The 22,179-nt window shown below is 70.7% G+C and carries 9 protein-coding genes; all 9 read left to right on the top strand.

Annotated features, from left to right (window positions below):
- Positions 1–153: 153 nt before the first annotated feature.
- The 9 genes from eccD (at position 154) to ASD33_RS25985 (ending at position 22,159) form a co-directional block, all read left to right on the top strand.
- Entirely contained in the window at positions 154–1,560 is a 1,407-nt protein-coding gene (gene eccD, locus ASD33_RS26025; protein WP_056565287.1) for a type VII secretion integral membrane protein EccD, read from the top strand.
- Positions 1,561–1,579: 19 nt separating this feature from the next.
- Positions 1,580–3,109 (top strand): type VII secretion protein EccB, encoded by a 1,530-nt coding sequence (eccB, locus tag ASD33_RS26020; RefSeq protein WP_056565284.1) that lies wholly within the window; start codon positions 1,580–1,582, stop codon positions 3,107–3,109.
- 218 nt (positions 3,110–3,327) lie between these two features.
- Positions 3,328–3,687 carry a hypothetical protein gene (locus ASD33_RS26015; RefSeq protein ID WP_056565281.1) on the top strand — a complete coding sequence of 120 codons (360 nt, stop codon included), beginning with the start codon at positions 3,328–3,330 and terminating at the stop codon, positions 3,685–3,687.
- 49 nt (positions 3,688–3,736) lie between these two features.
- Positions 3,737–4,066: a WXG100 family type VII secretion target gene (locus ASD33_RS26010; RefSeq protein WP_056565278.1), complete on the top strand. Its 330-nt coding sequence runs from the start codon at positions 3,737–3,739 to the stop codon at positions 4,064–4,066.
- 111 nt (positions 4,067–4,177) lie between these two features.
- A complete protein-coding gene (locus tag ASD33_RS26005; protein ID WP_056565275.1) occupies positions 4,178–4,651 on the top strand; it encodes a type VII secretion system-associated protein in 474 nt (157 codons plus the stop codon).
- Positions 4,652–4,711: 60 nt separating this feature from the next.
- Positions 4,712–7,651, top strand: coding sequence for an AAWKG family protein (locus ASD33_RS26000; protein ID WP_056565271.1), 2,940 nt, complete (start codon positions 4,712–4,714; stop codon positions 7,649–7,651).
- 100 nt (positions 7,652–7,751) lie between these two features.
- Positions 7,752–8,252: a YbaB/EbfC family nucleoid-associated protein gene (locus tag ASD33_RS25995; protein ID WP_056565269.1), complete on the top strand. Its 501-nt coding sequence runs from the start codon at positions 7,752–7,754 to the stop codon at positions 8,250–8,252.
- Complete coding sequence (locus tag ASD33_RS25990) at positions 8,249–8,569, top strand: hypothetical protein (RefSeq protein WP_056565266.1); 321 nt, start codon at positions 8,249–8,251, stop codon at positions 8,567–8,569. Before ASD33_RS25995 ends, ASD33_RS25990 begins: the two co-directional genes overlap by 4 nt.
- Positions 8,570–8,575: 6 nt before the next feature.
- Positions 8,576–22,159, top strand: a complete 13,584-nt coding sequence (locus tag ASD33_RS25985; protein WP_056565263.1) for an SGNH/GDSL hydrolase family protein — start codon at positions 8,576–8,578, stop codon at positions 22,157–22,159.
- Positions 22,160–22,179: the final 20 nt, after the last annotated feature.

Below are 22,179 nucleotides of genomic sequence, written 5' to 3'. Positions count from 1 at the left end.
GGTGCCCCGTGCGGGGCCGGGCCCGTCCGGCCACGCGGGCGCGGCGCAGGCGCCAACTGGCCCGGGGGCCCTGTGACCTGACGTGTTGACCAAGGTAATGTGCGCTACCCAGCTTCGGTACCCCGGCCCCTCGGAGAGGTGCGGCCACCCGTCATGACAGAAACATCGGGCATATCCAGCCCCGGTCTGTGCCGGCTCGCGGTCAGGACCCCCCGGCGTCTGCTGGACCTCGCGGTCCCCGTGGACGTACCGCTGGCGGATCTCCTGCCGACCCTCCTCGACCACGCGGGCGAGGAGCTGGCGGAGCAGGGCATCGAGCACGGGGGCTGGGTCCTCCAGCGGCTCGGCGAGGAGCCGCTGGACGAGGAGGGGACGCCCGAGTCGCTGTCCCTCCGCGATGGAGAAACGCTTCATCTGCGGCCTCGTGTCGAGGCCCTGCCCGCGCTCCACTTCGACGACCTCGTCGACGGCGTCGCGGGCAGCATGCGGGAACGCCCGCACGGCTGGACCGCCCGCACCGGCCGCTGGACCCTGCGCGCCACGGCCGTCCTGCTGCTCGCCGCGGCCTGGGTGGTCTGCGCGCTGCCCGGCGGCGACGCCCCGACCCGGGCCGCCGTCGCGGGCGCCATCGGCCTCCTCGTGCTGTTCGGCGCGGCCGCGGCCTCCCGGGCGGTCGGCGACTCCGCCGCCGGAGCCGCGCTCGGCGTGTTCGTGGCGCCCTTCCTGGCCCTGGCCGGGGTCCTCCTCCCGGCCGGTGAGGCCGACGGCGGCGGGCAGTTGACCGGGGCCCGGATCCTCGCCGCGTCCGCCGCCGCCGCGGGCGGCGCCGTGCTGTCGGTCGCCGCGGTCGCCGCCTTCGTGCCGCTGCTGCTCTCGGTCGCGGTGATCGCCCTGGCCGGGGCGGTCGGCGGCACCCTGATGCTGACCCTGGACCTCACCCCCGGGCCCGCGGCGGCCGTCGTCGCCGTGCTCGCGGTCGCCGTCGGCGGTCTCGTCCCCGGCATCTCCTTCCGGCTCTCCGGGCTGCGGCTGCCCGCCCTGCCCTCGAACGCCGAGGAGCTGCAGGAGGGCATCGACCCGCACCCGCACGCGCACGTCGTGAGCCGCACCGCGCACGCCGAGCAGTGGATGACCGCGCTGTACGCGGCCGTCGGCCTGGTCTGCGTCGCCGTGCTCACCGCACTGCTCCTGGACGACCCGGGCACCCCGGCGCTCGTCACCGCGGGAACCCTCTGCCTGCTCCTGCTGCTGCACTCCCGCACCATCGGCAACGTCTTCCAGCGCCCGGCGGTCTTCCTGCCCGGCCTGTACGGGCTGCTGCTCGCCGCGCTCACCGTGGGGGCCGGGATCGACCCCGGCGACCGGCCGGTGCTGCTGGCCGTCCTGCTCACCCTGGCCGGTTCCACGGCCGTCGCGTCCTGGACGGTGCCGGGCCGCCGGGTCCTGCCGCACTGGGGCCGGGCCGGGGACATCCTGCACACCTGCGCGGCGGTGGCGCTGATCCCGCTCGTGCTCTGGGTGCTCGGCGTCTACGGCGCCCTGCGCGCCGTGTCCGGCTGACGGCGGAGGGGAAAGCGCCATGCAGTCGAGGAAAGACCAGGTCCAGGCCCATATGTTCGTCATGGGCCGGCTCGTCGGCGGGATGCTGCGGCAGGATCCGGACGCCCCGGAGAGCCCCGTCGGACGCACCAACCGGGGCCTCGCGTGGGGCATCGGCCTCGGCGTGGTCCTCGTCGTCGGCTTCCTGCTCTTCGGGATGATCTCCCCGGCGGGCACCAAGTCGTGGCGGACGACGAACGCGCTGATCGTGCAGAAGGAGACGGGCACCCGCTACCTGTACCTCGACGGCCGGCTCCGTCCGGTCCTCAACTACGCCTCGGCCCGGCTGGTCTCCCGTACGGCTCCGGCGCCCGTGATCGTGTCCACGGAGTCCCTGCGCGGCGAGCCCCACGGCACGCCCATCGGCATCCCCGGCGCCCCGGACACCCTGCCCGGCCCCGGCGACCTGGAGCAGGGCGCCTGGCAGGTGTGCGCCGAGCCGCCGCTGGCCACCGGCCCGGACGGCAGCGGCCGGACGGCCCGTACCTCGCTGCGGATCGGTTACGCGACCGGCGGCGCGTTCCCCGGGAAGCGGGAGGGCGTGCTCGTCGCGGGCCCCGACGGCAGCACGTACCTGCTGTGGGGCGACCACCGGATGCGGATCGGCGGCCACGGCGCGCTCCAGGCCCTCGGCTGGTCCGGTACGGCCACCGTCCCCGTGACGGCCGCGCTCCTGGACAGCCTGCCCGCGGGCGCCGATCTGGTGGCCCCCGAGGTCGACGGCCGGGGTACGGAGTCGGGGCGGATCGGCGGGGCACCGGCCCGGGTGGGCCAGGTCTTCGCCCTGTCGTCGCCCGGGACGGACCGGCAGTACTTCCTCCTGGAGAAGGCCGGGCTGCGGCCGCTCACCCCGCTGGCGGCGGCGCTCGTCCTCGGCGACGACCGCACCGGCCGCCAGGCCTACCGGGGCGGCGCCCCGACGGCCCTCACGCTGACCGCCGACGAACTGACCCGCCGCCAGGCCGCGGCGCAGGGCTCCCCGGCGGGAACGTCACCGGCCGGGAAGTCCCCGACCGGAACGTCCTCGGCCGGAACCTCCCCGACCGCTTCCTCCACCGTCCCCGTGGACTGGCCGGCCACCCCGCCGCCCGCGCGGGCCGTCGCCGGGTCGGCGCTGTGCGCCCAGATCCAGCCCGAGGGTCTCGTGCCCCTGGTCCGGCTCGCCCTGGTGCGCGAGGCCGGGACGCTCCCCGATCCGGCCTCCGGTCCCGGGATCGCGCCCGCCTGCCTGCCGGTGGACGGCATCGCCGTACGGCCGGGCGGCGGCGCCCTCGTCCAGGCGCTCGGCGCCGGTGGCGGGGTGCGCGGCACCACGACGTACCTGGTCACGGACGTCGGCGTGAAGTACCGGCTGACGGACGCGACTTCGGTGGAGCGGCTGGGGCTGAAGGGCGGCCACGCCCAGGCCGTGCCGTCACGGCTCCTGGACATGCTGCCCACGGGTCCGCGGCTGGACGTGGCGGCGGCACTCGGCGGCGGTTCACCGGCATCGGATGCGAACTGCGGGTGAACCCCGGAGGGTTGTCCGGCATCTTCCCTCGGGAAGAGCCGGTCGAATCCGGTCAGGAACATCAGAAGAAGCTCAGAAGACACCGGAAGTCGTTGCACGCGTCACAAAACTCTCCCTAGCATCGGGGATTGCCTAGACGAGTGTTCGACTCACCTTTCTCGTCAGTCGATTCAGGCCCCTCAGGTTCACCGTCCGCGCCTCAGACAAGGACTCCATCCATGGCGACTCCGCCGCCCCCCGGCAGCACCCAGACTTCGAGCCAGAGCGAGAACCAGCGCGGCTACAACGCCCTCTTCCAGGCCAAGGAGGGTGTGCAGCGGGCCCAGGAGGACGTCAAGACCGTCATGGGCGGCCTGATCAGGGCCTACGGCGGCAGCGACGGCACCGCCTTCCAGAGCCTGCTCAACGAGTGGAGCGGTCAGGTGGACGTCATCACCCGCAGCATGGGCGAGATGATGCAGACGCTGACCGAGACCGGCCAGGCGCAGTCGCGCACGCAGGGCGAGATCAACGACTTCATCGAGGCCGCCCGCCGCTCCTCGATCTCCGTGGGCGCCGAGAACAAGCTCAACCCCTGAGCCTGTCACCGCCGTTCCCTCTCCCCTCCACCCCGTCGAGGAGCCTCAGATGTCCAATTTCTACGCCGACAAGTCCGACGGCGTCATCCATGTCGAGTACCAGCACGTCGACCGCGCCGCCGAGGACATGCGGATGCAGACGAAGGCGATCCAGAACACCGTGCAGGCGCTGAACGAGGAGCTCGCCGGGCTCCGCGTCGCCTGGCAGGGTTCGGACGCCGCCACGTACGGCGGGAAGCAGGACGCGTGGAACGCGGCCTCGCAGGAGCTCGGCCGCATCCTGGACCGCCACTCCGCGCTCCTGAACCAGATCAGCGAGATCTACAAGAAGCACGAGAACCGCAGCGCGGACCAATGGGCGAACGTCCGCGTCCCCTGACCGGACCCACCCCAGACAGGCCCCAGCGGCGCCGCCGGCCCAGTGCCCGCGGCGCCGTGACCGTCGGCACCACCGCGGTGACCGCTTCGCACCGACCGAGGGAGAGAGAGCATGGCCGAGGGTACGGATCTGTCCCACCTCGACAAGGAGGGCCTGACCAGGTTCCTCACGGTCGATGGCCAGGGCATCCCGATGTTCCTCAAGAAGCTGGAGGAGATCGCGAGCACCTCGCCGACCGCCCCGGCACCGACGATGCCCCTGCTCGCCAGGAAGCTCAAGTTCCCCGGCGAGAACATCACCTCGCAGGGGCCGAAGCTGGGCCGGCTGGCCCTGGACGACACCAAGCCCGAATCCCCGGCCATGGGCAACCTCTTCGTCGCCTACATGCAGACGAACTCCGAGAAGCTCGGTGAGATCCTCACGAACCAGCTGAAGCTCTTCAAGGAAATCAAGCAGGAGCTCGGCTTCACCATCGCGGACATGGCGCAGACCGAGGAGGACAACCTCGACAGCATCGAGGGGCAGAAGGTCCTGGAGGACTGGAAGGACATCTCGGATCTGATCTCGCCCAAGCCGGCGGCGTAACCGCTTTTCTTCTCATTCCCCTCCTCCCCCGCTCGTCCTCCCGAAGGAATCGACTCCCGTATGGCCGCGTCCGAAGAAGACAAGAAGAAGTGGGCCGAGTACCTCGCCGCTCAGCTGACCGGATTCGCCGGTCCGACGCGCGAGGAAGTGGGAAAGATCGGCGCCACGGGGGACCAGGCGGGCGAGGGCGCCGGATGGCTGCGGGCCTCGGTCAAGAAGAAAGGCGGTCACGAGGCAGCGGACAACGTCACGCCGGGGCCGCTGGAGAGAATCATCCGGTTCTACGACTTCAACAAAGAAGTCACCGAGGTGACCGGATATTTCGAGGTCACCCTCACCGTCCCCTGGAACGAGGGCGGGAACGACTTCAGCGACAACGGAAAGGCCGGCGCGTACGACGGCGGCTACCGTGACGCCCTCTACGCCCTCGTCACGAAGCACACGACGGTCGGATACACCCACCAGTTCCCGACCGTGCCGAAGATCCTGGAGTCGGACGAGGTCGACCTGACGAGCCTGGTCACCACGGCGAAGGCCTTCGACGAGGTGCAGAAGTTCTTCACGGACTACGGCGCGGAACTGGAGAAGTGGGTCAAGGACCTCGGGGGCGAGGACGCCGCCTGGCAGGGCTCGGCCGCCGACGTGTTCCGCATGCTGCTCGACGGCCTGGCCTACGGGTACAAGGACCTCAAGAAGGACCTGACCCCGACGGGCACGACGGTCTCCCTGGCCTTCGGCGACACCTACAACCCCACCTCCTCCATCGGCATGGAGATCGCCCGGTGCGCGCAGGCGATCCACGACGCCGCCAACGCCCTCATGGAGGCCTGGAACACCTGGCTCCAGGCCAAGGTGACCATCGACGCCGCGACGCCGGGGGAGAAGCTGACGTACAACACGTACCTCCCCACCTACCACCTCAACGCAGAGGTGAACAAGGTCGCCCTTTACCTCAACGAGAACAATCTCGACAGGGTCTTCATGATCACCGGGAGCAAGAAGCTCTACATCGGCGGGGGCTTCACGATCTACCACCCGCTCTACGGTGACCTCACCCAGAAACCGGCCTGGGAGAAGGTCGCCCAGGAGGCCTACAAGCACTGGGTCGAGACCATCGTGGCGACCCTGGACACGGCTTCCAACACCCAGACCCAGAAACTCAACGAGGTCTTCAACAACCTGGCGAACGCGACCGGGAACCTCAGCTTCAGCACGGGATTCAGCGATCTGAAGGCCAAATTCGTCGAGGAGTCGACGAAGAAGCAGAAGGAAGACCTCGACAAGGAGAAGAAGGACCTGGAGGACGAGGCCAACAAGAAGAAGGACGAGCTGGAGGAGAAGCTCGGCGGCAACGGCGACAAGCCGCCGCCGACGCTCGACCCGAACTCCGTCGGCGGCAATCTGGGCGGCGACGGCGGGCTCGGCGGGAAGAAGCCGCCCGGCCTCGACACCGGTACGCCCCCGCCGATCCTGAACCCCAACGCACCGAACGGGACCAACGGCGGCAACGTCGTCCGCACCCCCGACGGCACCACGATCGTCCGCAACCCCGACGGCTCGTACACCACGACCTACCCCGACGGGCGGAAGGAGATCACCCCGCCCGGCGCGACCCCGCCGCTGCTCGGCCTGAACCCGCCGCCCGGCCTCGGCGGCACCCCGAGCAAGCCGGTCCCGCTCAAGACCACCAAGGGCCCGGACGGCTCGACCACCTCGTACAACCAGGACGGCTCCCGCACCACCACCCACAAGGACGGGACCACCACCACCGTCGCCCGCGACGGCACGACCACCACGGTCAACCCCGACGGCTCCACCACCGTGCTGCACAGGGACGGCAGCGAGACGATCACCTATCCGGACGGCACGAGGACGACGATCCGCCCGGACGGCAGCAGCATCACGCAGTACAAGGACGGCACGGTGCAGAGCCGCGCCGCCGACGGCACCCTCACCACGACCGACGCCGAGGGCAACAAGAAGGTCACCCACCCGGAGCCGGGCTCCACCGTCCACAACCCGGACCGCTCGACGACCACCTTCAACAAGGACGGTTCGACGACGACGGTCCACCCCAACGGCACCAGGACCACGGTCAGCCCCCAGGGAACGGTCACCACGATCGACCCGGACGGCACCAAGACCGTGTCCCAGCTGGGGAAGAACACCTCGACGATCGAGTACGCCGACGGGTCGGTGGCCAAGGTCGACAAGGACGGCACCGTCGTCACCACGTACAAGGACGGCTCCTCCACCCGGCTCGCCCCGGACGGCACGTACACCACCACCGAGGCCGACGGGCAGAAGAAGACCGAGCACCTCAACCCGCTCGGCGGGAACGCGGGCGCGGAGACCAAGCACAACGCGGACGGCTCGACGACCACCCGCTACCCGGACGGCACCGTCGACCAGAAGCTCAGGGACGGCGGCCACAAGATCACCTTCCCGGACGGGCGGACGGTCACCACGGACGCCGACGGCCGCACCCTCTCGGTGACCGGCGGCCCGTCCTCCCTCGACCGCAACAACACCAACAGGCGTCTCGGGGACGACTACTACGACTACCCGGACGAGAAGAAGAAGACCACCAGTCTGACCAACAGCGGCTACGGCGGGTACGGGAACTACGGCTCCGGTGGCTCCGGCGGCCCCCGCATGCCCCTGCTCTCCAACAACCCCCTCGGGCACGGCTTCGGGGCACCCGGCACGCCCGGCGGGGGCGGCGCGACGGGGGCCGAGCGCCTGCGGACCACCGCCGTCGGCGAGACGACGGCCGGCCGCGCCCGCGCCGCCCAGCTGGCCGCCGAGGAGGCGGCCGCCATGCGCCGCCCGGCGACCTCCTCCGGCGGCATGCCGATGGTGCCGCCCATGGGCGGCGGAGGCATGGGCGGCGGCCAGAGCACGCAGAGCGACGAGCGCGAGCGCGCCACCTGGATCAGCGAGGACGAGGACGTCTGGGGCACGGACGAGGGCGGCGTCGCCGGCGTGATCGGCCGGTGACCGTCCGGGCGAGCGGGCCCGGACACGGCCCTGGCGCCGGCAACAGCAGCAGCGGACACGGACCACGTGTCGGACCACGGAGAGGAAGAGGTGCCGGGCGATGAACAATCCCCTGGAGGAACGGCTCGCGGAAGCGCTGGCGGAGTTCGAGGAGACCCGGGCCCGCCTCGACGAGGCCGCCGCCGAGGCCGCACGGATATCCGTGACGGTCACGGCCAAGGACCGCACGGTCGAGGCGACCGTCGGGGCGCAGGGCGAGCTGACCCAGCTGCGCTTCCCCACGAACCGCTACCGGACGATGGCCCCCGCCGAGCTGGCGAGCGTCGTGATGGGCACGATCGCCGCAGCCCGCGCCCAGGCGTCCTCCCAACTGCTCGACGTGTACCGCCCGTTCGGGCCGATCCCGGGACTCGACGCGGACGCCGAGGGCGGCTTCTCCCCCGTCGAGTGGGACGAGCTGTTCGCCCCGCTGCGCCAGGACCCGGACCTCGTGGTGCCGTCCTCCCGTTCCTCCGCCACCTCCGGCGGGGCCCTCCTCGACGAGCTGGTGGACGACGAGGACGGGACCGCGGGCGGTACGGGAGAGGGTGGCGCGCGATGAGCGAACTCGACGTCGACAGCGAGGGCCTCGACCGGGGCGGCGAGGCCGTGAAGAACATCGGCCATGAGCTGAAGGTCGCCCGCGACGAGTACGTGGACAAGATCACCAGCTATCGCGGCTGCTGGGGCACGGGGGAGTTCGGCGAGGCCTTCGCCAAGAAGTACTACCAGGGCCTGGGTTACGTCGTGGACGGGAGCGAGGCGCTGGTCAAGGCCCTGGAGTCCAGCGGCCAGAGCCTCGGCGACACCTCCGGCAAGTTCAAGAAGACCCAGCAGGACATCATCGACAACCTCAACACCCACACGAAGAAGCGCTGACCGGCCATGTCCCTGCACTTTCCGCCCGAATGCGCCTGGCTGTTCGCGGCCCTGACCGGCGAGATCCCGCCGGACGGCGACGAGGACAAGATGTTCGCCCTCGCCGAGGCGCACAAGGGGCTGCACGGAAAGCTCAAGGGGGACATCCAGAAGCAGGTCGCGGACGCCCTCGGCTACACGAGGAAGAACTTCGACGGTACCGCCGCCGAGATGTACCAGGAGGCGATGAAGGCCTTCCTCGGCGGGCAGGAAGGGCTCGACTACTTCAACTCGGTCACCGACCAGGCCCAGTTGATCGCGGACTTCACGCGCAAGAGCGCCACCCAGCTCCAGTACACGAAGTACATGATCATCGCGCAGCTGGTGGAGCTGCTCGTCGAGGCCGCCGTGGCGGCGGCGCTCTCCTTCTTCTTCGGCGCCTCGATCGCCGCGTACCTCCAGAAGCAGGCCATCGTCCGGCTGATCATCCGCACCCGGCTGGGCCGGCTGCTGGTGGCCCTGCTCATGCACGAGATCATCAACGTCGGCATGGGCGTCGTCATGGACAGCCTCAGCCAGTGGATCCAGCTCAACCAGGGCACCCGCGACGAGTGGGACCACGACCTCACGAAGGCGGCGGCGCTCTCCGGGGCGATCCAGGGCCTCCTGGCCGGCCCCTTCCAGGCGCTGGGCAAGGTCTTCAACAAGTTCCTCTCGAACCTGTTCGGCAAGGACGCGGGCAAGCTGCTCGGCAAGGGCCTCGACGACGCGCTGCCGCCGCCGAAGAAGCTCGGCGACGACGTCCCCGTCCCGTCGCCGAAGAAGAAGGTGGGCGACGACGTGGGTCCCACGCCGCCGCCGAAGAACAAGGCCGGTGACGACCTGGGTCCGACGCCGCCGCCGAAGAACAAGGCCGGTGACGACCTCGGTCCCACCCCGCCGCCGAAGGGGAAGCCGGGCGACGACCTCGGCCCCACGCCCCCGCCCAAGAACAAGGCCGGCGACGGGGAGACCCCTCCGCCGTCGAAGGGCGGCGGCGACGGCCCGAAGCCGAAGGGCGGCGACACCCCGCCCCCGCCGAAGTCCTTCGGCCAGGACATGAGCGACATCTTCAAGAAGCACCTCCCGGGCACGGCGGGCCCCCACCCGGAGAAGGCCGCGCGGGACTTCGTCAAGGAGGTCGGCGACGCGTTCGAGCGCCGGTTCGGCGGCGCCGAGGCCCGCGACGCGGGCCGGAACTGGGCGCAGACCCTGCTCTCGGAGACCGGCCGGAAGGGCCTGCCCGACGCGCTCGGGGACGCGCTGAAGCCGCTGGCCGGTCAGCTCGACGACAAGGCGATGGACGTCCTGACCAAGGGGACCGCCGACGCGATGGGCTCCAGCATCCTCAAGTCGATGCGCGAGTTCGGCGTGAAGGGCCTGTTCGAGGGCGCCCACGCGGCCGTCTCGGAGGGCTCGTACAACCTGATCTTCTCGGAGGAACACACCTTCAAGACCTCCGGTCTCACCTTCGGCTCCGGCATCGTCGAGGGCCGGGTCGGCCACCTCATGGAGACGGGCGGCGAGAAGCTGGGACTGGGCCTGCGTGGCCAACTCGGCCTGGGGACACCGGACTTCGGCACCCCTGGGGGCGGGAGCACCGGGGACGGCGGTACGGCCTCCAGTACGCCGGAGAGCGGCAGCCTCACGGCCGACATGTCCGACCTCGGTCTGGACGAACTCTTCGCCGAGAAGGACGACGACGGGACGACCACGACGAACACGGACGGGAGCGAGGACCAGGACGCTCCGGGGGCGCCGATCGCCACGACGTCCGGCTCGCCGTCACCGTCGGGTACGTCGTCGAGTACGGCGTCGAACACGTCCTCCAGCAGCAACACGAACACGCAGAGCACGACCACGACGTCGAACCAGAATCAGGGGCAGGGCCAGGGGCAGAATCAGGGCCAGAATCAGGGGCAGGGGCAGAATCAGGGCCAGCGGACCGGTTCCGAGACCACCACCAAGACCGGGAACGACGCGACCGGCCCCGTACAGCCGACGGGCCTCTCCACCGAGAGCAACACGCCCGCGGACACGAGCGGGAACACGTCCACGGACACGTCCAAGTCCGACGAGGACACCAACGCCTCCGAGAAGCCGCCCACGACCTCGGTCTCGGACACGTCGTCCCCCTCCACGCCGCCGATCTCGCTGGTCTCCGAGACGCAGACGGGGCCCGAGACGGTGAACGTCCCCCAGACCGGGCCCGAGACGGTCGTCACGGAATCCGTGGTCACGGAATCCATGGTCACGGAGTCGGTCGTCACGGAATCGGTCACCGAACCCGTCGTCACGGAGTCCGTCACGGAGACGGTCGTCACCGAGACCGTCACCACCGAGCCCGTCGTCACGGAGTCCGTCACCGAGACCGTCGTCACCGAAGGCCAACTCGCCCCCTCGCCCGACTCCCCCCTGTTCCCCCCGTCCCAGGCGGACGTCCCCCAGACGACCAACACCACGACCACGACCGACATCACCACCGAGACCGAGACCGAGACCGAGACCAACGCCAACGCCAACACCGTCTCCCTCACCCAGCAGCCCCCTCCCCTCCCGCACCGCCACATCCGCGACTTCGGCGGACCGCGCCACACCGGGCTCGGCGGCGTGCAGCTGTCCCCCTTCTCCGACGCCGTCGTCGACGCCCTGCACACCGAGGTCCTGACGACCCTCGGCATCCCGGAGAGCCGGCGGAGCGCGGCACGGGAGCAGCTGCGGACGAGCCTCACCTCGCAGTCGCTCGTGGACAACCGGCACATGCTGATGAGCCCCGACGGCCATCGGGTGACGGTCGACGACGACGGGACCGCGCGGACGCTCCAGCTGCGGCTGAGCCTCTCCGACCCCCGCGCGTCGCTGATGTCCGACGTACCGGGCGGGGTGCCGTCCCGTAACAACGAGCAGCGTCAGACGGGCACGTTCACCCAGAGCCGGCAGTCCGGATCGACCCGCTACCGCGGGATCTCCGTGCCCGTCTCGACCACGATCCCGGCCAAGGCCTCGCCCGTCGTCACCGGGTATCCGGTGGGCGGCACGCTGAGCCTCACCCGCCATCAGGTGACGACGAGCAGCACGCAGACGGTGAGCGTCAACAGCACGAGCCTGCACCGGAGTTCGGAGGCGACGCACCCGTACCACTACCAGGGCGCGTGGACGCTGAGGCAGTCGGAGGCCGACGACTGGTCCGGTCCGGTGGACCTGGGCACGGTCACGGCCTGGTTCCCCGACCATCTCGTGGCCGACCGGGCGGCGCCCGCGGGCGTCACTCCCTTCTGGAACGACCGGGCCACGCTGAACGACCACCTCGACGTGACTCCCGTGTGGGCGCTCGACTCGCTCGCCGACCCCGGCGGTCTGCTCCGCGGGGTGAAAGGCCGGTTCGCCACCCAGCTCGCCTCCCTGTCACCGGAGTCGATGAACGAGGTGGAGCAGTTCTTCGGGATCGAGCACCAGCTCGGCGCCCTGCCCCTCCACCGCGTCCGGGAGGGGGACGACACGTCCGCCACCGGCACCCCCTCCACCTTCTCGCCGGTGCTCGTCGACACGGCGGGCAACGTGGTCGGCATGTTCCGGGTCGTCGCGGACGTACGGCCCCCGGCGACGCCGGGCAGGGAGGTCTGGGTCTCCGACAGCTACAGCTTCGAGCGGTACGTGGAGCGCCAGACGAAGCAGGACACCCTTCGCAAGTTCACGTCCGGTGTCTCCGTCGAGCTGTTCGGCGGCGTCGGCCTCAACTCCGACGCCACTCCGGAGAACAAGGCGCGCCGTGACCTGACCCCCGGCGGGCAGATCGTGTTCAAGGGCGGTCTGGGCTGGCAGAAGGACAACTCCCTGGGTACGGGTGCGGCGCACAGCACCAACCGCAACATGCGGGCGTCCGCGGCGAACGTCCTGTTCCCGGTCCAGGTCGTCCATCACGTGGAGTTCATCGCCGCGGACGGAAGCACGCGCGGGACCTTCGCCATGGACCCGGCGGACGGTCGCCTGAGGGCCCTGGGCGTGCCGCCGGCCCCCGTCGGTGACGTGTCCCCCGAGAGCCTGCCGAACAACCTCAAGGAGCTGCGGGGCGTAGGGCTGTCCGTCACTCCGCTGCGTCTGCGCGGCGAGGGTCTGACGGCCGTGCTCGGCCAGGCGCGGGCCTGGCTCGACGCGAACGGCTTCCTCCCGAAGCCGGGGCTCACCACACCGGAGAACGCCCGGGCCCGCATGGACAACCTGCGCACGCTCCGGCTGCTCACGAGCGAGGCGGCGCTGCTGTCCTCCGTCGACGAGCTGACGGACGGCGGACTCCGACTGCCGTTCAACAGCGTCGGCGTCGACGGGCGGGTCCGGCAGGTCGATCTCGTCCTGCACCTGGAGCGCGCCGCCGACCGGCCCGTCACCCACCACACCACGCTCTCGAACGTGTTCGTCTCCAACGCCGGCGGCCTCGCGGACACCAGCAGCAACCAGCGGGCGAGCACGCTGTCCGGAAGCCTCGGGGTCAGCGGCGACCTGTCCGTGGGCATCCCGGCCGTCACCGGCGCCGTCGGCGTGAAGACGAGCCCGCAGATCGTCTGGACCGACAGCCCGACCACGTCGCTGGGCCACTCCCAGACCATCCGGACCGGCAACCACGACACGGAGGTCTTCCGCGTCCCGGCCCGGCTGAGGATGGAGGTCCTGGAGAACAACCAGGTGGCCGTGTCGTCACCGCAGCCCCGGACGACGCCCCTCGCACCACCCCAGACCCAGCCCCGGACGCAGACGCAGACGCAGGTCCTGACCGAGAGCCGGATCCAGAGCCACACCCAGCCCCAGACGCAGACGCAGGCACAGATCCAGCCCGAGACCACGGTCCCGGTACCGCCGCCCCCGCCCCCCTTGCCCCCCGACCACCTGGTGGAGCTCGACCTCGCCGTTCCGCAGAGCCGGCTCGGGCGGCCGGACACCATGCCGCCCGTCGGCGGGACGCCGGTCGTCCTTCCCGACGGCGCCCAGGTCGACGTACTCCTCGGCAGTGACGTCCTCCAGCGGGCCCTGACCGAGTTCCTGGCCACCGACGGCCGGCCTTCCGACGATCCGAACCAGCTGTCGACGACCCGCCCGCTGGCCCCCGCGTCCCAGCAGGGCCAGGGTCTGCCCCTGCACACGGGCGACCTCAGGCCGGCGCCGCCGTCCTCGACGCTCGGCCGGCTCGCGGCACTGGCGACGTCCACGCTCCAGCAGCTGGGCCTCACCCCGACGCCGGACCGGGCCACCCCGCCGGCCACCCCGCCCTCACCCGCCCCGTCCGTCGCCTCCGACCACAGCAGGACCCTGAACCCCCAGATCAGCCCGTCCGCGCTGCTCGCCAGGGCGCACCAGATGAGCAAGGGCGTGTACGTCGTCGACGGCCTGTCCGTCCCGGGGGCGTTCAGCGGCTCCGAAGCGGTCGTCGAAGTGCACATGGTGATCAGCGACCCCATCAGCCTGGGGGACGCCAAGCAGTTCGGCGAGACGGACCTCGCGGTCGGCGAGGGCGGCAGCAGGCAGAAGAGCACGGCGAAGCTGCCCTGGGAGCTGACCGCCGAGCTGGGCGGCAAGTTCGGTGCGAACCAGCCTCCCGAGGGCAACGCTGCTCCGCTCCCCACCCCTCTGACCGGCGGTTTCGCGGTGAAGGGGGGCTACGGCCGGGGCACGGCCCGGGCGACCACGGACACGTCCTCCCTGCAGATCACCCGGGTCGCGGCCGAGAACAGCGCGCAGCACCGCATCCGGGCCAACGTGGAGTTCCACGTGACCGTCCGCCGCGGCACGAACGGTCTCGGCCGCTTCGCGCCGGGCACCACGACCTCGCTGCCGCCGATCACCGTCCCCGGGGGCATCGAGTTCATCGCCACCACCGAGCAGCTGCGGCGCGGCAACGGGGACCTGGCCGGCCTGGTCGCCCCGCCGACCACCCCTGCCCCGGCGGCGACCGTCCCGCTGCCGGCCCGTTTCGTACGGTACGGAGCGCTGGGCACGGACTCCGTCCTGGCGGTGGTCCCGTTCACCCCCACCGCACCGACGACCACCCCGCCGAACACCACCACCACCGACCAGGCGATCACCCCGCCGGCCACCCCGCCGGCCGTCCCGCCCGCGACGTCCCGGGACGCGTACGTCCGGCTGAACACCCAACTGACCGCGCTGGTCGACGAGCACGCTCCCGGCGCCCTCGACCCCGGCGACGACCGCCATGTCCCCGGGCTCCAGCGCAAGATCGCCGAGTACACGACGACCGCCGCCCTCGCCGAGCTCGTCGGCCGCGGCGCGAACCCGGGCACGCGGACGGACACGGAACCCGGCTGGTCCTCGCTGCCGCCGCTCCGCTTCCCGTACAAGGGAGTGCTCGGGACCACCACGCTGACCCTTCTCGTCCAGGGCCGACCGGACCTGAGCACGGCGGAGCTGGCCGCGCTGCGCGGCCGTCCCGCCTCGGCGAACACGGAACTGGAGTTCTACTCCCAGCACCGTCCCCTGGACACCTCGGTGAGCACCGCGCGCACCACGAAGTGGTCCGCCGCGCTGGCCGGGAACCTGAGCGTCCCGACCGCGGGCACCCCCGTGAAGGGCTCGCTCACGCCCGGTCTCGCGGTCTCGCAGGCCACCACCGTGTCCTCGTCGACGGTCGCCGAGGACCGCGCCTGGCAGCGTACGAAGGGCGGCAACGAGTACGACCTGCCGTACCGTTTCACCGCCGTCCTCCAGGCCCCCGGCTTCGTGCCCGGCACGACCGTCACGCACGAGATCGGCGAGCCCGTCCACGCCACGGTCACCCTGCGGCTCGGCGGCGACCGGAACCCCGCGAACGACCAGCAGGTCGAGACCCCTCTCCCTCCGGAGATCCACCGATCCGGCCTGCCGACGGCGATCGACGACCGGCTCTTCGTCCAGCACCCGCCGCTGCGGTTCCAGGAGACCACCGCCGTCACGGCCGTCACCAACGGTCCCCAGCTGCAGCAGGCCGTCGACGAGGTCGCGCCCGGCCTGCTCGGCCCCGTCAGGGAGGACGGACCGGTCCCGGAGGCCCTCGCGACCCTCCTCACGGACGCCTTCCGCAAGGGGGTCTCCCACCTCGGCCCCACCGGCGCCGCCGCCACCCTCGGCGGTACGGTCACCGGTGGCCGGCAGCGGGTCGACGTCCGCCTCCGGATGAGCAATCCGCGCCTCGTCGACGACACCCGGGGCATGACGGTGGACCAGGCCCGCGTCACCGGCACGACCACGGCGACGTCCTCGGCCACCTCCCGTACCGTCTCCGCGCCGCTCGCCGTCTCCGGCCAGGCCAAACTGCAGAACGCCACGCCCCCGGTCGACCTCGGCCTCGGCGTGACCGTGCCGACCGTGCACTACCAGTCGGTCCCCGGCGGGCAGGGCAGCGGCGTCGGGACGACGGCCCGCCTCTGGACCAAGATCGGGTCGGCCGGACTGCCGGGGGCGACCTCGGGTCCGAAGACCCACGAGGTGGAGGTGGACACGCTCGTCACGGTGACCAACGCCGAGGGCGAGACCCGGCAGGTCACCGGTACGGCGATCGTCCGCGTACCCGAGCAGTCGCTGCTCGGACTCGGCATCCTGACCCGTGCGGACCTGAGCGAAGGCGTCTGGGACCTGTCCGCCCCCACCGACGACGCGCTGATCACGCTGATCAGCGCCTCGCTCCAGAATTCGGCGGTCGACCCTCAGCTCTGGCTGCACCCCGACACGAGGCCGAACCCCGGGGAAACCCGCGCGGAGGCGCACGCCTTCGCGCGGCAGATCGCCGTCGACCACCAGCGCACCGTGCACCTGATCGTCCAGGAGGAGGACGGCCCTCAGGTGACGACGTACGGCCCGGACGGCACCCGGGTGGTCCCGCCGGTGATCGCGACGGACGAGACGACGACCACGGCGCCCCCGAACACGACCACGACCACGTCGACCACGACGACGAACACGACGCCCCCGAACACCTCCGCCGCCCCGATCACCGACGACACGAACACGGACACGGCCGGTACGACCCCCCAGCCCCCTCCCCGCAAGAAGGGGCAGCTGGTCGCAACCCCCGTCCGCCTGGACGAGCTGCGTTCCTTCCACGGTACGAAGACGGCCGCGGTGCACACCGAGCGCTTCGACCCCAAGCTGCGCCAGCTCCATCCGCAGCCCGGCCGTCTCGACGGCTCCATGACCCTGATCCGCAACCACGTGCGCCGTGAGCAGCTCGCCGACGGCCGCACGGTGCGCCGCTTCTTCGTCACGCTGCCCTTCAAGCTCGCCGACGGCCTCACCGAGGCCGACCTCCGCGCCCACCAGGACCGTATGCGGAAGGTCCTGGACACCCACGTCAACCGCGGCTACCGACTGCCCGGTTCCGGCGACCAGTTGCACGTCACGGCGGAGTTCGTCCATTCCCCCGGGCACGGGGAAGCCGTCACCCTCTCCCGTACGCCGTCGCCGGGCCGCGCCGACCAACTCCACTGGGACGTGGGCGACAACGACGCCACGATCACCCACGAGCTGCTCCACTACCTGGGCCTGGCCGACGAGTACTCGGACGCCGGCTCCCAGGACCCGCACCTCTTCCGCCGCAACGACCGGGCGAGCGGGGTACGGACCGAGGGCCTGATGGTCCGGACCCGCGAGGACAACCTGCGGGAGCTGCCCGAGGACTACCTCACGACGATCGAGCGGGTCAGCGACAACGCGGTCGTCCCCCTCCACACGACCACCGTCCCCACCTCCGGGGACGACAGCCGGCTCTCCCCCGACCAGCGGGTGGACGGGACGACGAACCAGGCTCCGGAGGGCAGCGAGGAGACGCCCACCCCACCGCGCGCGGTGGACGAGACCAAGGTCACGTACCTCAAGCAGCCGTACTACGCCTCCGGCGACCAGTTCGGCATCGCCGCCGCGCTCATCGCCGACGAGAACCTGCACGTGGTCCTCATCTACGGCGAGGAGGGCGACGAGACCGCGACGCTCACGCCCAAGGAGCAGGAGAAGCGCGCCAGGGACAGGGCGACCGCCGAGAAGGTCAAGGCGTTCTACGACGCCTCGCACCTCCAGGGCCGTTCCGTCGTCGTGAGCGCCGCCGAGGCGAAGCGGAAGTTCGATTCCTTCGCCTCGAACCAGAATCTGAGCAGCAAGGCGAAGAAGGAACGCATTCTCGGCGTCGGTGACGCCACCCAGCGCATCGGCAAGTCCTTCAGTGCCGATCTCCGCGAGAAGATCCTCACGGCGTGGGACCTTCCGCTGGAGAAGGCGCCGAACCCCGCGATCAAGGAATGGCTCGACGGGCACGGCATCAGCCTGGCGGACGGGGACAAGGTCGCGGTCCTGTGGTCGCGCTTCAGCGGCAAGAAGGGCGAGGTGCACATCGAGCACGACACCAGCTATTTCGGTGTCGCGCAGCTCATCGCGGGCCTCGGGGACATGAAGGCCGTCATCGTCGTGGGCGACTCCGGCTATCCGGAGCCGGTGGCACGCGACGCCTCGGGAGAGCCCCTGCCGAAGGTCGTGGAGCTCGACGAATCCGGCCTGCCCAAGCCGAAGCCAAAAGCGAAGTACCAGGTGATTGCCGACTATTTCAACAAGGGTGAGCTCCCCGGGAAGAACGGCACTACGGAAAAGATCACACAGCCCGAGGAATTCCATGCCCGGGTCGCGGACCTCACGGAATTCTGGAACGACCCGAAGGCGGCGGCGTGGAAGGGAAACACGCGCACGGGTCAGTTCCAGCTCTTCCACTACCTCCACCACCACGCCGAGACCCGGCACCTCGGTTTCCGCAGCGGAAACCTGGAGGCGATGGCGCTCATGGGCTTCAAGGTCCGCTATCTCGAAGAGCCCAACAGCGAGATGGGCGGCGACCGGATGACCGTCTGGCACGCGATCCCGGGAAGGGAAGACGACGCGCAGGAATCGCTCGGCGGCGGCCTCCCGCCGGGTTATGAACGCCTCATCGTCACCCATTCCCCGACCCGCTCCGGCCAGTACCAGAAGGACCTGTCGCTGGACGTCCGGAAGGACGAGCAGAAGCACGCGGCATGGCACGAGGCCCCGCACCACGAGGACCTGAAGAAGCTCGTTTCGGAGGACGGCGAGGGAAAGACGTCCCGGCCCAAGGGCTTCACGGACGAGGACCTGGCCAACATCGACGCGTACCTCCGGCACGACGACCCCGGCCACGGCCTCGACCCCGAGCTGACGAAGACGGTCGTCACCCTCGCCGACCGCGCGAAGCGCGCCCTGGACGACATCAACAAGACGACGAAGGACCTCGCGTCCACCAACAGCAGCATCACGAAGAAGGGCGCGCTCGACCAGTTGGTCAGGAGAAGGGACACCCTGACCAGGACGCTGGAGACCTCGCGCACGGCATTCGACACCGCCCAGCAGGAATTCGCCCGGCTCTTCGCTCAGGACTCCCCGCACGAGCGCATCGACGTCCTCCGCGCCCGCAACATCCACGCCCAGTACGTGGCCCACCTGCTCACGCCTCCCGCGGAGCAGACGGGGCAGACGGGGCAGACGTCGAGCACGGAACCCACAGAGCCCATAGAGCCCACAGAGCCCACGGCGCAGACGACCAGCACGGAATCCACACGGCTCACAGAGCCCACGGTGCAGACGACCGACGCCGAGAACGCGAACGCGCGCCTGAGCCCGAACGTGCCGTTCGAAGGCGAGAGCAGCAAGGCCCCCCGTACCCCCCGCACCCCGAACACCGCCAACACCAACACCAACACCAACACCACCAACCAGCCCGCTCCGCCCACTCCTCCCGCGGCGACCGCCCCTCCCGCCACCACCGTCTACCGGAACAACCTCTTCACGGCCCTCACGGAGAACGTCACCGCCGACCAGGCCCTCACGCCCGACGCGTACCGCGCCCGCGTGCGCACGAGCGTCGAGCGCGGGGACAGGCTCTCCTACGTCGTGAACGCGATCGTCGACTACGGAACGCTCACCAGCGACACCCACCTCCGGGATTTCGTCGCCTCGGTCGTCGAGAACCTCCCCCCGGACATGCGCAGTCGGGTCGCGATCGTCATCGGGGTGAACGACCAGACGCTCAACAACGGCCATGCCCAGGAGATCGCGTCGATGCGGCAGACGATCGCCACCCGCGTCGCGACCATCGATTCCCCGGTCGCACTCGCCGTGGTCACCACGCCGCTGATACGCCCGGACGGAACGCCGTTCCCCCACGGGCAGGCCCGTAACGCGACCCTGACGAGCGCGGCCACCCAGCAGGCGATCGGCGGCATGCTCCGGGCCTCCACCCACCCGTATGTGTCCTTCATGGACTTCGACGCCTATCCGCACCTGACTCCCAGCGGCCGGCACGTCTTCGACTACTTCGACAGGCGACTCGCCTTCGCCCATGCCGAAGGCCTCGGCCAGAACCAGGTCACCGCGCCGCTGCGCCCCTTGCTCATCGGGGGCGGATACCGCATTCCCGCCGAGGGGGACCCCCGCCGCGGCACTCTGGCCGCCGAGACGAAGAAAAGGTGGGAATCCCACAACCTGAAGGCCGCGGAGCAGGCGGCGCAGAAGGTGAAGGTCCGGAAGAGCGACCAGGTGAAGCCTCTCGGCCCGGTCCCGCAAGACCTCGTCGCCACGGTCACCGATTTCGAGGACGAGATCCGGCACGACATGGACGTACGGGACAGAATGGGCGACATCGCCACGTTCATCCCCTATTCACCGGAGCCGAATCTCTTCGTCGACGCCCTGGCGACGCTGCTGGTCCCCGAGGGCGACCGCCCCGCGGTCCGGTTCAGCGAGAGGGGCGCGGAGTTCAACGGGCTCGCGGACAGCCTGATGAGCCTGGCGTCCTGGGAGATCACCCGGGACGCACCCGTACTGCCCCCGCTCTCGCCGACGAGCACCGAGGAAGCGAGGAATGCCAGGGTCGAGGCCGAGGAACACTTCCGGATCGCCGCGGAAACCCTGCGCCCCGCCGTACGCGGAACGGCCTTCTTCACGGAATACCAGCGGGCCGCCACCCAGACGGATCTGTCCCGCCTCCACTTCGGCATGCTCGAATCCCGGCAGACCACCGCGGCGAAGCGCAAAGTGGATGTGAGTCAGGTGCCCCGGCACGAACTCCGCATACCCCAGAGCCACATCAACCCCACCCCGTACGGAAAGCTCTTCGACGAGACGGGTCCCAAGAGCGAGAAGAACGGTTACCTCGCCACCCTGCAGAACGACGGACGGCTCCTCCACGCCGACTTCCTGGCCGACGATCCGTGGCGAACGGTTCCCCTGGACAGTCCCGTCCGCGACGCGAGAAACCTCCTGGACTCCGTCACGTCGCTGCCGCTCCTGGACAGGGTGTCGCACACGCCCGTCCCCGGCGGAACGGTCTTCGGTCTGCAGACGGACGGCAGCCGGACGTCCCTGCACGCCATGAACCTCCTGTACGTCACCGATCACGGCGTCATCCAGCGCACCTTCCACGAGATCGCGGAGACCTACCTCTCCCCGAGCGTCGCGCCGACGCTCCCCCAGTCGCTGACCGCCCGCCCGGGTTCCTTCTTCGCGGCACTCACCGAGGCGTTCACCGGGACCTCCTCGGAGCACAACCCGGCGAGACCGCAGGACCGCGTCCCGACCGCTGACGCGGTGGTGCGGATGCTCACCGTCCTCCACCGGAACAACCTCACCACCGACGCCGCCCGGCAGCTCGCCGCGAACGCGGCGGCGCACGGGCTGACGGTGACGGACCTCGCCACCCGCCTCTTCACCGGGCGCGTCCATCCGATGTCCCACACCCTCGACGACTACCGGGACACGTCCGTGGACAACCCGCCGGACCCCTTCCGCATCGACCCCGCCGCGCGGTTCCTGCTGGAGCTCTACGCGGAAGGCTTCGGGCTCACCCTGGAGGTCACGGCCCCCGGCGGAACCCCGCAGAGGTACGGCCCGGACAACACCTCCGCCGAGCCGATCCGGGTCCGGTGGGAGAACGGCGTGGGCTGGCGCGGCACCCAGGTGTCGCCGGGCACGCGCACCCTCGACCCGCCGGCCCACACGCCGCACGTCCCCGTCAGCTCCGCGTCGCGCCCCCCGGTGCCCCCGTCCGACAACCAGGGTCCGAGCAGGCAAGGCCCGAGCAAGCAGGGGTCGAGCAGCCAGGGTTCGAGCAGTCAGGGTTCGAGCAGTCAGGGTTCGAGCAGTCAGCCCCCGAAGAAGCAGGGCGGGAGCACCTCAGGGACCTCTGCGAACACCTCCGCGAACACCTCCCGGAACAACCCGCCCCGCAACACGCCTCCCCAAACGGGCGGCGGCAACCGTGGTGGTGGCAGCGGCAGTTCCAGCCTGGCCGACTCCGCCTTCAACCGGCTCTCGGGTAACGGAAACCGGCCGAACAACTCCAACAGGCGCCCGAACAACACCAATAACGCGAACCCCAACCCGAACCCGAACCCCAGCACGGCCACGAACCGGCCGAACAACCCCCGCAATCCCAGTAACCCCAACTCCAACGCCCCCAACAGGTCCAACAGGCCCGGTCAGTCCGGCCAGTCCGGCCAGCCCGGTGGAGGGCGTCCCCGTCCGGACAATCGCTCATGATCGAATCGGGGCGACCGAAC

Origin of the sequence: Streptomyces sp. Root1304 (assembly GCF_001426405.1) — a bacterium.
GTDB lineage: Bacteria > Actinomycetota > Actinomycetes > Streptomycetales > Streptomycetaceae > Streptomyces.
This window is presented reverse-complemented; position numbering and strand designations above follow the sequence as displayed.